This window comes from Allosaccharopolyspora coralli (genome assembly GCF_009664835.1).
Classification (GTDB): Bacteria; Actinomycetota; Actinomycetes; order Mycobacteriales; family Pseudonocardiaceae; genus Allosaccharopolyspora; species Allosaccharopolyspora coralli.
The window spans coordinates 1,834,383-1,848,164 of record NZ_CP045929.1 but is presented as its reverse complement, the minus strand read 5'-3'; the positions used below and the strand labels follow the sequence as shown (position 1 = coordinate 1,848,164).

Here is a 13,782-nt window from a genome sequence, read left to right as displayed (position 1 = left end):
GCACCGACGTCCGGGCCGTGCGGCGCTGTTCAGCTGTCGGAGTCGGAGTCGTCGTTGAGGGGAATGTCGGTGCGATCGTCCGAGTTCGGCACGTCACCGGGCAGCAGGAGCGGCTCCGGCAGCGGACCCGGCGACCATGTTCCCCAGTGCGTCTCGGTGCGCACCTCCATCGCCGCCTCTGCGGGCAGCGCATCCGGCTCGTACGGGTCCACCCGGTACAACGAGCCCCAGTCGCGGCCGATGTCGCCCTCCAGGTAGGTGGGCAGTTCCTGCATGCTCGTCGCCACACTGAGCCAGCCGAACGGACCGCCCGCGTCCGGGGAGGACCATGCCTGCCCGACCTCGCGTACCTCGCCGCCGCCCGCGATCCGGAACCTCGGCATCTGCGCGATTCCGTTGCGGTTACTGGTCATCCGGGCGCACGGGTGCACCAACGCCGCGGGCCACTCGACGAACGTCGGCGAGTCGCCGACGACCTCGCTCATCTTCGCCAGCTCGGGGACGCGAGGGGCGCTCACCGCCATCCAGGCGTGCGGGCCGAGTCCCCGGTCCCGGGCGACCACGCGCACCTTCGTCGCGCTGCCCGGCCCACCGCCGACCCGGAACGGCTGCTCGCGCCAGGCAGGCGGGAAGCCATGGACGACGGGGTGACGGCGGGTCATCTCGAATCCCTGCGGGGTCTGGCGCCCGAACTCCATGAACACCGAGTTCGGTGCTCGCTCCCATCCCGCGACGCTGAGCACGACCGGCATCTCGCCCTGTTGCGCCGACTCGGGCAGGTCGAACCACTGGGTGCGCAGCTCGACCCGGCCCGGTTCCGGCACGCCGTAACTGCCCCACGTCGGCGCGTCGCCACCGCCGTACTGGTGCGGCGGGGTCCAATCCTGCTCGCCAGGGCTCGACCCGTCGCCGGGCGGCAGCCCACCGTTGCGGACGAACCCTTGCCGCCCCGGCCGCAGGTATTCGTCGGGGGTCTCTTCCTTCGCGCTCTCCGGCACCTCGAAGCCGGGCGCGGCCTTCGTCGGCTGGTTCGGCGAGAGCGACAGCACGTTGCCACGCGGGTCGCCCTCGACCCAGACGTAGTCCGACAATCCGCAGCTGTCGCCGAACAACTGCCGGATGTTGTCCATCCCGAGGCTGTAGCTGTCCTTCTGCTCCTGGATGACCTTGGCGAACGTCGCGAGTTCGCCGACCATGAGCAGTGCGCACACCAGCGACAGCGGCACGGTGCCCCGGCGCAGTGCGCGACTGCGTTCCTCCATCGCGTCCTTGTCGAGGACCTTCGGATTGTGCTCGTCGAGCCGCAGGTGCTCGACGAACCCGATGACCAGTGCGATCGCCGCCACACCGAGCAGCAGCGTGCTGACGGAATAGCCGAACAGGGTCGGCTGCGTGTCGAACCACGGAACGCCCCAGCCCGAGACGTACCACCACGCGTTCGTGCCGGTCATCGCGAACGCGAGCACCAGCATCAGTCCTGCGAAGAAGACCGCGCGGTTCCGTGCGGACCGCAGCACCGTGCTGCTCGTCGCCAGCGCCGTGAGCGCAGCCAACGCACCACCGACGGCCGCGAAAACCCCGAAGTGGTGGGTGTGCTTGGTCGGGGTGAGCGCCAGCACCACGAAGTACAGCACCGTGACCGCCAGCAGCCGTCGGCTCGGCCCGAGAGCCGCGCCCTGGATCTTCCCTCGGCGCAGCAAGACCGCCAGGCACATCGCCAGGCACAACACCACGAGCAGCACCGGGAACCGGCGCGTCAACGAGCCGTCCGGAATCTGGCTGAACAGCATCGTGTAGCGGTGGAGCTCCTCGAACCAGCTCCGGTTCGGGCCGATCTCACGGCGCGAGGCCGTCGCGTCCCGCACCGACTGCCACGTCTGGTCGGAGAACGACAGGGCGAGGATCGCGAACCCGTGCGCCGCGATCGGAGCGAGCACCGGGAGCCACCCGAACTCGCGGGCGCGTTTCGCCACGAGCCGGGACAGTGGTTTGATCGCGGCCAAGAACGGCAACACCGCGACGGCGCCGTGCGGATTCGCCGCGATCGACAATGCTGCGACGACGAGTCCGACCGCGGCCGGTGCGAGGCGCTGCGCGGCGACGCTGCGCTCGACGGCGCACCACGCCAGCAAGGCCAGCAGCACCACGATCGGCTCCGGTCGCAGACCGTTGTTGTACGGCAGCCAGAAGGCGAGGAACACCGCGCCCGCCGCCCAGCCGGCGGCGCTGCTGCGCCGCACCTGCGGACCCAGCCGCGGCAACACCTCGCGGCTGATGAGCAGCCAGCTGCCCGCCCCCATCGCCAGCGCGGGCAGGCGCACCCACGGTGTCGCCGTCGACACCTGGACCCACCACGAGTACACGTCGACGAACCAGCCCATCGGGGCGACCGCGACGGCGAACCACCGGTAGAAGTCGCTGACGTAGCCGAGGTCGTCGCGTACCCGCGCCATGGTGAGGAAGTAGCCGTCGTCGGCGGTCATGGCACCGATCAGCCACCACACGACCAGTGCGCCGAGCACCGCCACGTCGCGGCTCGTCAGCCGCCACCACCCCGTCGGAGCGAACTTGCGAGGTCGTCTCGCCACCAAGGTGTCGACTCGGCGCAACGCCACCAGAGAGCCCGCCAGCGCCAGCACGACGAGGCCGATCGCGGCGAGCTTCACCGGGGTCGCGTAGCTCTGGTATCGATCGTCCACCTCGGCCGCGAACGACAGGCCGCGCACGTCGTCGGTGGTGGCATCGATGTCGGAGAAGATGCCGGTCAGCTGTGGCCGGATGTCGGACTCGACGTCGGCGATCGTCTGGTCCCCCAGGGACGCCGTGGTGCGCGCCCCGTCGGCGTGCAAGCTGATGGCGCACTCGCCGCCGCCGACGACGGCGCTGCCCAGTTGCTGACCGCGCACGACGAGCGTGGCCCGCCCGTCCTCGACCTGGAGCGTCAGGCCGGTCAGCGTCCCGTACTTCGAGTCCGGAGGATTCGTGCTCACCAACACTGCCGAGCCGGGCGTACGGGCGTCGAGGTCGCGGGCGGTGGCGCACGGGACTTCGGCGTCGAGGCTCAGCGGCGTGTAGTTCACCAGCGGCGCCGACACCGCTTGGGTTCCCTGCGCGGTGGGCCACTTCAGCGTGGTGATGTCGTGGTTCACCGGCAGGAACGGCACGATCAGCGCCAACAGCGTGCCGAGCACCCCCGCCACGACGGCGAGCAGTTTCAGCGTCGTCAGGCGTCGAGTTCTCGCCCGGTCATCCTGTGCAGCCCCTTGCTGCCCGGAGTTCTCCCCCGTTCCCACGAGCTGAATCCTAAATGACCCGTGATCAGCGAAGGTCGGCGCACACCCGCACGCCGCTCGGACGGACGCGCCGCGAACGGGCGTCGGTTGTCTTCGACCGCCACACCTGGTCGTGTATGCCGGAAGACCGACGGGAAGGACCCCCATGGCCACGTCAACCATCGTGATCACCGGCGCGAGCGCGGGTCTCGGGGCGGAGATGGCTCGCCAGTTCGCCGACCTCGGCTACGACCTGGGCCTGTGCGCCCGCAGGGTCGACAAGCTCGAGGCGCTGCGGACGGAGATCACGAGGACACACCCGGATCGGCGAGTGGAGCTGAAGGCTCTCGACGTGACCGACGAGAAGGCCGTCTTCTCCGTCTTCCGCGAGTTCGCCGACGAGCTCGGCACCGTGGACCGGGTGATCGTCAACGCGGGGCTCGGCAAGGGCGCCGCCCTCGGTACGGGGCGCCACGACGCGAACCGGGCCACGGCGATGACGAACTTCGTCGGAGCGCTTGCGCAGACCGAAGCGGCCTTGGAGCTGTTCCGCGACCGCGGCGGCGGTCACCTCGTGATGATCTCGTCGATGTCGGCGCTGCGCGGCATGCGGAAGGCGATGACGACCTACGCGGCGAGCAAGGCCGGAATCGCGGCGCTCGCCGAGGGGATTCGCTCCGAGCGGGTGCCGGGCGTCGACGTCTCGGTGGTGTACCCCGGATACATCGCCTCGGAGATGAACGACCAGGTCGCGTCCAAGCCGCCGTTCATGGTCGACACCCGCACGGGCGTGCGGGCGATGGTCTCCGCGATCGAGAAGCGCAAGGTGAAGGCATACGTGCCGCCGTGGCCGTGGGTGCCGATCGGGGCGGTCCTGAAGGTGCTCCCCCTCGCACTTCTCCGCAAGATCACCTGAGGCGAACGGCACCCTCACCCCGTCTCGCGGGGCGAAAGTGCCGTTCGCACCGGAGCGACGTCGGTGCGAACGGCACCCTCACCCCGTCTCGCGAGGCGAAAGTGCCGTTCACACCGTTACGTGAGGCGAAAGTGCCGTTCGCACCGTTACGTGAGGCGAACGTGCCGTTCGCACCGTTACGTGAGGCGAAAGTGCCGTTCGCACCGTTACGTGAGGCGAACGTGCCGTTCGCTCCATTGTGATCGGCGGCTGCGCTCAGTCGGGAGCCGAGGCAGTAGCCTGGTCCTTGATCACTCGGACACACGGCGTGTCCGTGCCGGTCGCCGCAGGCAGAAGGGACCCACACGATGAGCAGCGAGGACACCGGCGAGTCCCGAGCGCGGGGCACCCGGGAGGTCGACGTCGTCCTGTACGGGGCGAGCGGGTTCGTCGGCGTGCTGGTCGCCGAGTACCTGGCCAACGCCGCACCGGAAGGCGTGCGTATCGCGTTGGCCGGGCGTTCACGCAGCAAGCTCGAAGCGGTGCGCACCCGTCTCGGCGAGCGCGCTCAGCAGTGGCCGATCCTGCTCGCCGACGCCGACGACACCGCCGCGCTGACGACCGTCGCCGAGTCGGCCGACGTCGTGATCACGACGGTCGGCCCGTACGAGAAGTACGGCAAGTCCCTGGTGCGGGCCTGCGCGCGGGCAGGCACCGACTACGTCGACCTCACCGGTGAGGTGCTGTTCGTCCGGGACAGCGCGGACGTCAACCACGAGCTGGCACGCTCGACCGGCGCGCGGATCGTGCACTCGTGCGGGTTCGACTCGATCCCGTCCGACCTCGGTGTCCACTCCCTCCACGAGCGGGCCAGGGCGGACGACGCGGGCGAGCTGACCGACACGACTCTGGTCGTGACGTCACTGCGGGGCGGACTCAGCGGCGGGACGATCGACACGGTCCGCACGCAGATCGACGTGATGAAGGCGGACAAGCGACTGCGCCGCATCGTCACGAGCCCCTACTCCCTGAGCCCGGACCGCTCACGCGAACCGGACTTCGGCAAGCAGTCGGACCTGGCCGTGGTGCGCGGCGACGCCATCCATTCGAGCCTGCGGGGTTGGAAGGCTCCGTTCTTCATGGCCTCCTACAACACCCGCGTGGTGCGGCGGAGCAATGCGCTGCGCGACCACGCCTACGGCCGCCGGTTCCGCTATCGCGAGGTCATGAACGTCGGTAGCTCCGCGCTGTCGGCGGTGGTCGCCGGTGGAGTCACCGTCGGCGTCACCGCGTTGATGGCCGGACTGAGCCTGCCCCCGACGAGGTACGTGCTCGACAAAGTCCTGCCGAAGCCCGGTCAAGGCCCGAAGGCGGAGACACGCGAGAAGGGCCACTTCACGCTCGACGTGTTCACCCGCACGAGCACCGGCGGTCGATACCAGGCACGCGTCAAGGCGAAGGGCGACCCGGGTTACCAGGCGACGGCGCTCATGCTCGCCGAGTCGGCGTTGACGCTGGTCGTCGACCGCGATGCGCTTCCGGACTCCGGCGGCGGGGTCCTCACGCCCGCGACCGCGCTCGGCGACGCACTCGCGACTCGGCTGCGCGACGCCGGGATGGAGATCTCGACGCGGCGGGCCTGACGTCGTGGCCAGTCTCGATCAGGCCGGGTCCGTCTCGACCAGGGAGGCGTGTCGCCTGCGGAGTTCGCGCTTGAGGATCTTGCCGCTCGGGTTCTTCGGCAGTGCGTCGGCGAAGACCACGTACTTGGGGCACTTGAAACCCGCCAGCGCGGACTTCGCATGGGTGTGCACGTCCTGCTCGGTCAGGACGGCGCCCTCCTTCGGCACCACCACCGCGCACACCGCCTCCACCCAGTACGGGTGGTTGAGGCCGAACACCGCGGCCTCGGCGACTCCGTCGAGCAGATACAGCGCTTCCTCGACCTCGCGGCCTGCGACGTTCTCGCCACCGCTTTTGATCATGTCCTTCTTGCGGTCCACGACCGACAGATAGCCGTCCTCGGTCATGATTCCGAGGTCGCCGGAGTGGAACCAGCCGTTGCGGAACGACTCGGCGGTCTTGTCCTCGTCCCGGTAGTAGCCGAGCGTGGCGTGCGGGCTGCGGTGCACGATCTCGCCGATCTCTCCGGGCGGCACCGGCCGGTCGTCGTCGTCCACGAGCCGGGTCTCGACGTTGATCGCCGCGCGGCCCGCGCTGCCCGCGCGTTCGAGCTGCTCGTGCGGTTGCAGGATCGTCGCCAGCGGAGACATCTCGGTCTGGCCGTAGAAGTTCCACAGGCGCACGTCGGGCAATCGCTCCCGCAGCTCGCGCAACACCTCGACCGGCATCGGCGAGGCGCCGTAATAGCCGGTGCGCAGGCTGGAGAGGTCCGTCGAGGCGAAGTCCGGATGCCGCAGCAGGCCGATCCACACCGTCGGCGGGCAGAACAGCTTCGTCGCGCGTTCCCGCTCGATCGTGGCCAACAGTGTCGCCGGGTCCGGCCCCGGGAGGATGATGCTGGTCGCGCCGAGGTAGACGTCGACGGAGAAGAAGCAGTCGAGCTGCGCGCAGTGATACATCGGCAGCGAGTGCACCTCGACGTCGCTCGAGCGCATCTCGCCGTCGAGCGCGCAGCTCATGTACTGGGTGATCAGCGAACGGCTGGAGAGCATCACGCCCTTCGGGCGTGACTCGGTCCCCGAGGTGTACATGAGCCGCAGCGGGTCGTCGTCGGTGACGGCGACGTCCGGCGCGTGCTCCGGGCCCGAGCGCCACCAGTCGTCGACGTCGTCCCATCCGTCGCGCGGCCGCCCACCGGAGAGCGGGATCGAGCCTCGCACACCGCCCTCGATGCCGGCCGACGCCAGCGCGTGCTCGGCGACGTCGGCGAGCGAGTCCTCGGCGAGGATCCCGGACGCACCGGAGTGTTCGAGGATGTAGGCGATCTCCTCGGCGTTGAGCATGAAGTTGATCGGCACCAGCAGGACTCCGAGCTTCGCGGTGGCGTACGCGGTCACGGCGAACTGCCAGCAGTTGTGGCTGAGCAACGCGAGCCGGTCGCCCTTGGCGACGCCTCGCTCGGCGAGCGCGTGCGCGGCCCGGTTCACCGCCACGTCGAACTCGGCGTACGTGACACGCAGGTCGCCGTCGACGACCGCGAGCTTGTGCGGGTCGCGACGCGCGGTGCGGTGCAGCAGGTCACCCACGGAATGCCCGCGAGCCCGAGCAACGGCGTCGGCAACGGTACGGTCGGATGGCTCGGGCATCGCATGCTCCTCTCGTCCCCGCTCAGAGTGGGATCATGACGAACCCCGCAAGCTCGGACAAGCCGGGACGGCTTCCCGGGCGCGACACAGTACGGGAAGGGGCACTCATGCACAGCGACGACGCGTCCGGCCGGGTGGCCGGGTGAGCCTCGCATGCCCGGCGCCGCAGCTTCGGGTGGTGGACGAGTTCCCGCTACTCGTGTGGCGTTGCCCCCTGCCGTGGTTGGCGATCTCGTCCGGTGTCCGGGGCGGCGGCCTGGGACTCCGCCACTGGGTGCTCAACGCGACGGTCGTCAACGGCTACTCCCGTGACGATCCTGCCGGGCACGTGGACGACCTCGCTGCTGTGTGCGGATTGTCCGGCTCGGGCACGGGTCTGCTCACGGCCGTCGACGTACGCAACGGGGCCACGGTGACCGACTGCGGCGTCACGGCTTCGGTCACCACGGGGATCGGAGCGCACGCGACGTGGGCGGCCTCCGGCGACGACGTACTCGCCGTGGGCACGGGAACGATCAACGCCGTGGTGTGGTTGCCGGTACGCCTGAGCGAGTCCGCACTCGTGAACGCCGTCGCCACCGTGGCCGAGGCCAAAGCTCAGGCACTGGCCGAGTCCGCGGTCCCGGGGACTGGGACTCCCACGGACGCCACAGTCGTGCTGTGCCCGACCGACGGGCCCGCCGAGCCCTATGGTGGCCCCCGGTCGCGAATCGGCGCCCCGCTCGCCCGGGCCGTGCACGGCGCGGTGGCCGCCGGAATCCGCGGCGAGACGGCGGCCACTGTGGACGGACAGCTCGGCACGGCCCCGAGAGGAACCTGACCGACCTCACCGAGGCGAGACGTCCTCCAGGAGCTGATCGAAGGGCACTGGCTCGGCGAACGGGTCGGACCGCCGAGGGGCGGGACGAGACTCGATCAGCCGGGCGAACTCGCTCGCTGCTCGCTGCGTCCGCCGATCGAGATCGGTGTCGTTGCCCCAGTCGCTGTTCGCCGCGTAGACGCCCGTGGGGACCACGGTCGCACGCAGGTACGCCAGCAACGGACGCAGCGCGTGATCGAGCACCAGCGAGTGTCGTTCGGTTCCGCCGGTGGCGCCGATCAGCACGGGTTTCCCGTCCAGCGACTCGGGTTCGACGACGTCCATGAACGACTTGAACAGGCCGTTGTAGGAAGCCATGAACGTCGGCGTCACCAGGATCAGACCGTCCGCGGCTGCGACCTCGTCGAGCACACCGCGCAGCCGCTGACCGGGGAATCCGGTGAGCAGATGGTCGGTGATCTCGTGGGCGTGGTCGCGCAGTTCGACGGTGGTGACCGTCGGTTCCCCGCTGTCGAACTCCTCGCGCGCGGCCGCGGTGAGGCGATCGACGAGCAACCGGCTGCTCGACGGGGCGGACAAGCCGGCGGAGATCGCCAGGATGCGGGTCACGACGAGGTCACCTCCGAGTTCCGCTGCCGGGCGGCGAGCATCGACGCGTGCGTGGGGGCGTCCGGCACGTGCTCGGGCTTGCGGGCGGCGAACTCCTTGCGCAGCACCGGGACGACTTCCTCGCCGAGCAGGTCGAGCTGTTCGAGCACCGACTTCAACGGCAGCCCCGCGTGGTCGAGCAGGAACAACTGGCGCTGGTAGTCGCCGACGTACTCACGGAACGACAGCGTCCGGTCGACGACCTGCTGCGGCGAGCCGACGGTCAGCGGCGTCTCGGCCATGAACTGCTCCAGCGACGGCCCGCCGCCGTACACCGGGGCGTCGTTGAAGTACGGCCGGAACTCGCGCACGGCGTCCTGCGAGTTGCGTCGCATGAACACCTGGCCGCCGAGGCCCACGATCGCCTGGTCGGCGGTTCCGTGCCCGTAGTGCTCGAAGCGCTGCCGGTAGAGCTGCACCATGCGCTGGGTGTGTTCCTTGGGCCAGAAGATGTTGTTGTGGAAGAAGCCGTCGCCGTAGTACGCGGCCTGCTCCGCGATCTCCGGGCTGCGGATGGAGCCGTGCCAGACGAACGGCGGCACGCCGTCCAGCGGGCGGGGCGTCGAGGTGAACCCGCGCAGCGGCGTACGGAACTTGCCTTCCCAGTCGACGACGTCCTCACGCCACAGCCGGTGCAGCAGTGCGTAGTTCTCCACGGCCAGCGGGATCCCCTGGCGAATGTCCTGGCCGAACCACGGATACACCGGGGCGGTGTTGCCCCGGCCCATCATCACGTCGGCGCGCCCTTGCGCGAGGTGCTGCAACATCGCGAAGTCCTCGGCGATCTTGACCGGGTCGTTCGTGGTGATCAGCGTCGTCGCGGTGGACATGATGAGACGTTCGGTCTGCGCTGCGACGAACCCCAGCATGGTGGTCGGCGAGGACGGCACGAACGGAGGGTTGTGATGCTCACCGGTGGCGAAGACGTCCAGTCCGACTTCCTCAGCCTTGCGCGCGATGGCAACCATCGCCTGGATCCGTTCGTGCTCGGTCGGCGCTCGGCCGGTCGTGGGGTCCGGGGTGACGTCACCGATGGTGAAGACGCCGAACTGCATGACACCCTCCGTTTAGTTCACGATTCAACTAGCTTGAGAACATCGGCCACCCGGACGCTATTCCCGACGCCGCCCCACCGACGAGTGAGCGGCGAACGGCACGTTCGCCCCACCAGACGAGGCGACAGTGCCGTTCGCCCCATTCGGGCGCGCGAGCCGAGAGTCGATCGTCCTGCGGTTGTTCGCGAGAACAGAATAGAGTTCCTGTATGAAGAAGCGTCCCTCGTACGCGTTGACTTCCGTCGACAACGCGCTCCTGTTGCTGCTGATGCTTCGCGACCAGGGCACCGTGCGGGTCAGTGAGGCCGCCGAGGAGCTCGGCATCGCCCGCTCCACCGCACACCGTCTGTTGTCGATGCTGGTGTACCGGGACTTCGCGATCCAGGATGACCGACGCAGCTACGCCCCCGGTCCAGCCCTGGCCGGACAGGCACCGGAGCAGCCCAACCAACAGCTGCGCACGCTGCTGTATCCGCACATGGACGCGCTGTGCGAACGCGTGCAGGAGACCGTGAACCTGATGCTGCGCGTCGGCACGCAGACGCGGTTCATCGCCACGGTCGAGTCGACGCAGGTCCTGCACGTCGGTGACAGGCGTGGCACGATCCTGCCCGCGCACCGGTCCTCCGGCGGCAAGGCGCTGCTCGCGGAACTGGACCGTTCCCAGCTGGAGCAGCTGTACCGGGCGGAGGACTCGGACCGGGCACTGCCCGATCGGGAGTGGAAGACGCTGCTGCGCGAGCTGAAATCGATACGCGAATCGGGCTACGCGCTCAACCAGGAGAAGACCGAAGACGGCGTGTCGGCACTCGGCATGTGCGTGCACGGCGGGACCGGTCAGGCTCTCGGCGCGTTGTCCATCGCAGCGCCGTCGGCACGGTTCCGCACGGACTTGATCCCCGGCATGGTGCGTGAGATGCGAACTGCGGTCACCCGAGCGGAAGCCGATGTGCAAACCCTGACCTTGCCCTGAGTCACCCGATCGTGCTCACGACCGCACCCACACCCTCCCGAACCTGTGGACAACCTCTCCTCCTGTGGACAGCGAGGTGGCAAATTCGCGCGAATTTGCCACCCGGCGGCGCGGGAGGCGGCGAGACATGAGGGCGATCGGGGTGGGATGTTGTTGAGGGCGGCGGACGTAGGGCGGGACCCTGCAAGTTACTGTCGAGTAGTATCGAGTGGGTTCCGGACATGAGGGGCTCATCCGCCGACGACGGAGAAGACGTGTTCACAGAAGACTTCACTGCCATGTCCGGCTTGGAACTCATGCGCTGGGTGCAGTCGGAGAAGCCGACCGACATGCCGAACATCGGTGCACTGCTCGGTATGCGGTTCGACGAGGTCGAGCACGGCAAGCTCGTCATCTCGCTCGATACCCGCGCGGACTTCACCAACCCGCTCGGTGTCGTCCACGGCGGCATCGCGGCGACCCTGCTCGATTCGGCGATGAGCTGCGCTGTGCACACCACTCTTCCCGCCGGAGTCACCTACACGACCTTGGAGCTGAAGGTGAACTACGTGCGCGCCGCGCCGCCCGACGGCCGTACCCTCACCGCCGAAGGCACGGTCGTTCACGGCGGTCGTCGTACCGCCACTGCCGAGGGGCGGGTCCTGGACGATCGGGGCAAGCTCATCGCACACGCGACGACCACCTGCCTGATCATCCAGCCCGAGGACTGAACCACTCTCTGCTCGCAGAGTCGCGACCGACGCCCGCTCAGCTGCCGCGGTTCTCGCCGAGTTCCTCGACGATCGGGTTCTCGGACACTTCGACCTCGTGTTCGGCGACGTTGTCCCGGGCGTTCCTGGCCTGCTTAGCCTTGTCCGAATCGGACTGACCCTCCGTGACCGAGCGGTCCTTGGGCACCGCGGTGGTCACGTCGCCGATGCTCTCGTAGTCGCCGAGCGGAAGCGCGCGCAACGCGCGCACGGTCTCGCTGTCGGCGCCGTTGTTCTCGGCGTACTCGACCAACGCCTCCTTGCTGGCAGGGAAGTCGAGTTGCGACAGGCTCGCGCGCACCGTGGCTGCGTCGGTGCTCATGGGTCTCCCTTCTCGGTACGTCGTCGTGTGCTGCGGTGTTCCCGCAACCGACAGACGTCAAACCTGGCGCAGCAGTCTCAGCTCTGAGCCGACGTGCCCTCCTGACGTGACGACCGGGAAGAATGGCCCGGCCCCGGCGCGGATCCGAGGTCGTCCCGCAGCGCATTGCTCCACGCTCGGGCACGCTCGCGCCGTTGCCGCTCGCGCAGCTCGCCTCGAACCAGTTCTTCCTGTCGCGATGTGGGATGTCCCTCGCCCATCGCCATCTCGGCCTCGAGGAACTGTTGTTCCCGTTCGTCGACCTCGGACGCCGCTTCCTGCTCTTCGGGCGTGGGTCGCGTGCGGCGCAACGGGTGGGCACGCCGATACGGGTTGTCCGGCGGCAACCCACCGGAGACCCGCCCGTAGAAACCCAGCACCACCAGGACGAGACCGGCCACGAGGCTGAAGAACACGTTCGACAACTCGAATGCCAGAACGTTCCACTGAGTGTCGATCAGAGCCAGATGCACCAGCCCGGACAGGACGAACAGCACTCCGAGCACAATCATGGTCGTGGAGGCAAGCGGGTCGCCCCACCACGCCGAGCACAGCAGCACCAGCCCCGCAAGCACCGAGATCGTGGACAACGCACTGTTCACCGACATCCCGAGCACCGCCGTGCCGCTCGTGGAGAAGAACGGAAGTCCGTTCACGAAGCCGAGTGCCGCGAACACCCACAGTCCGAGGCCGAGCACCGCCGCCGCCACCCGGTGCACGACGAACGTCCACGGCTGCCGGGCCTTGGTCGAAGCCATCTCGTCCTCCCTCCGAGCCCTACGAGGGAGGTACCCGGTGGCGACTGGATTCTCACCACCGGACGCGGATTAGCCGCAGATCGGAGGCCGCCCCAGGGCTACTGCCGGGCGTCGGCCTCACGCGAAGCCGACGGTTCAGCCTCGTCGCTGACCTCGGTCAAGCTGTGCACCAGTTGCGGCAGGAGTCGCATCACGTTGTCGCGGGCAGCCTGTTCGGCGTCTTCGGCACCGGAGAGGATGGCTTCCTGCATGGCGGACTCGAACTGGTCGACGAGCACCCCGGTCAGTCGCAACGAGTCGATGACGAACCGCAGTCCGACCGTCGCGAACGCGGTGTCGACCAGCTCGGCGAGCCGTCGCCGAAAATCCTGCGACGCCTGCAGGTAACGGCCGGCCACCTGTGGGTCGCGCATCGCCAGCAGCCGGAACTCGGCGTCGAGCACGCACCACTGCCTGCCCTTCGGCTGCGAGGCGAGGATGTCCGCGATCGCGTTCTCGATCGTCTCCGGTGCCGGTTTGCCTCCCGTCTGCCCGAGTAGCGCGGTCACGTCGGTGAACTGGCTGCGCAGCCCTTCCAGCCGAGCGTGGTGTTCGCGTTCGGTCAGCGCCAGGAACAGCTCCTCCTTGCTGGCGAAGTTGGAGTAGAAAGCCCCGCGGGTGAAGTCGGCGTCGTCGGTGATCGCCTCGATCGAGGTGCCGTGGATCCCGTGCGCACAGAACTGCCGGTACGCGGCGTCGAGGAGCCGTTCGCGTGTCTTGGCCCGGCGTGCGGTCTCCCGCGCCGGGGCGCCCGTCGTCGTGGCGCTGCTGTCGTTGCTCACGCCGAGATCGTCCTCTCCGCTGATCGTCAGCCGGCTCACACCTGCCGTCCGAGACCTCATCGTATCGGATACGATACTGCATCGGATACAGTCCTGTATCGAATACAGTTCCGTATCCACGCGGCTCGTCCGCGGTGATCCAACGATCTCGACCTCTCCGG

General features: G+C 68.7%; 12 protein-coding genes. 5 read left to right on the top strand and 7 right to left on the bottom strand.

The window, feature by feature from the left end:
- Positions 1-29: 29 nt before the first annotated feature.
- Positions 30-3,293, bottom strand: coding sequence for an arabinosyltransferase domain-containing protein (locus GIY23_RS08800; protein WP_323847488.1), 3,264 nt, complete (start codon positions 3,291-3,293; stop codon positions 30-32).
- Positions 3,294-3,438: 145 nt separating this feature from the next.
- Here GIY23_RS08800 and GIY23_RS08795 point away from each other — a divergent pair, with 145 nt between their 5' ends.
- Positions 3,439-4,188: an SDR family oxidoreductase gene (locus GIY23_RS08795; RefSeq protein WP_154076197.1), complete on the top strand. Its 750-nt coding sequence runs from the start codon at positions 3,439-3,441 to the stop codon at positions 4,186-4,188.
- A gap of 347 nt (positions 4,189-4,535) precedes the next feature.
- Entirely contained in the window at positions 4,536-5,810 is a 1,275-nt protein-coding gene (locus GIY23_RS08790) for a saccharopine dehydrogenase family protein (protein ID WP_154076196.1), read from the top strand.
- An 18-nt stretch (positions 5,811-5,828) separates the two neighbouring features.
- On the opposite strand, the gene GIY23_RS08785 is transcribed toward GIY23_RS08790, so the two are convergent.
- Positions 5,829-7,436: an acyl-CoA synthetase gene (locus GIY23_RS08785; RefSeq protein ID WP_154076195.1), complete on the bottom strand. Its 1,608-nt coding sequence runs from the start codon at positions 7,434-7,436 to the stop codon at positions 5,829-5,831.
- Between the two features lie 142 nt (positions 7,437-7,578).
- Here GIY23_RS08785 and GIY23_RS08780 point away from each other — a divergent pair, with 142 nt between their 5' ends.
- The gene (locus GIY23_RS08780; RefSeq protein WP_154076194.1) at positions 7,579-8,256 is read left to right on the top strand and encodes an adenosylcobinamide amidohydrolase; all 678 of its coding nucleotides are present in this window, start codon (positions 7,579-7,581) and stop codon (positions 8,254-8,256) included.
- A gap of 6 nt (positions 8,257-8,262) precedes the next feature.
- Here the strand turns inward: GIY23_RS08780 and GIY23_RS08775 are convergent, their stop codons facing one another.
- Positions 8,263-8,865 carry an FMN reductase gene (locus GIY23_RS08775; RefSeq protein ID WP_154076193.1) on the bottom strand — a complete coding sequence of 201 codons (603 nt, stop codon included), beginning with the start codon at positions 8,863-8,865 and terminating at the stop codon, positions 8,263-8,265.
- Complete coding sequence (locus GIY23_RS08770; RefSeq protein WP_154076192.1) at positions 8,862-9,959, bottom strand: LLM class flavin-dependent oxidoreductase; 1,098 nt, start codon at positions 9,957-9,959, stop codon at positions 8,862-8,864. Before GIY23_RS08770 ends, GIY23_RS08775 begins: the two co-directional genes overlap by 4 nt.
- Before the next feature lie 208 nt (positions 9,960-10,167).
- Here GIY23_RS08770 and GIY23_RS08765 point away from each other — a divergent pair, with 208 nt between their 5' ends.
- The gene (locus tag GIY23_RS08765; RefSeq protein ID WP_154076191.1) at positions 10,168-10,932 is read left to right on the top strand and encodes an IclR family transcriptional regulator; all 765 of its coding nucleotides are present in this window, start codon (positions 10,168-10,170) and stop codon (positions 10,930-10,932) included.
- A 254-nt stretch (positions 10,933-11,186) separates the two neighbouring features.
- On the top strand, positions 11,187-11,642 hold the full coding sequence (locus GIY23_RS08760) for a PaaI family thioesterase (RefSeq protein ID WP_222850271.1): 456 nt from the start codon (positions 11,187-11,189) through the stop codon (positions 11,640-11,642).
- Positions 11,643-11,679: 37 nt separating this feature from the next.
- On the opposite strand, the gene GIY23_RS08755 is transcribed toward GIY23_RS08760, so the two are convergent.
- The 3 genes from GIY23_RS08755 to GIY23_RS08745 all read right to left on the bottom strand — a co-directional run bounded on the left by GIY23_RS08755 (position 11,680) and on the right by GIY23_RS08745 (position 13,621).
- On the bottom strand, positions 11,680-12,003 hold the full coding sequence (locus GIY23_RS08755; protein ID WP_154076189.1) for a DUF2795 domain-containing protein: 324 nt from the start codon (positions 12,001-12,003) through the stop codon (positions 11,680-11,682).
- A gap of 77 nt (positions 12,004-12,080) precedes the next feature.
- The gene (locus GIY23_RS08750; RefSeq protein ID WP_154076188.1) at positions 12,081-12,800 is read right to left on the bottom strand and encodes a DUF4383 domain-containing protein; all 720 of its coding nucleotides are present in this window, start codon (positions 12,798-12,800) and stop codon (positions 12,081-12,083) included.
- Between the two features lie 98 nt (positions 12,801-12,898).
- Positions 12,899-13,621, bottom strand: coding sequence for a TetR/AcrR family transcriptional regulator (locus GIY23_RS08745; protein WP_228717623.1), 723 nt, complete (start codon positions 13,619-13,621; stop codon positions 12,899-12,901).
- Positions 13,622-13,782 lie beyond the last annotated feature (161 nt).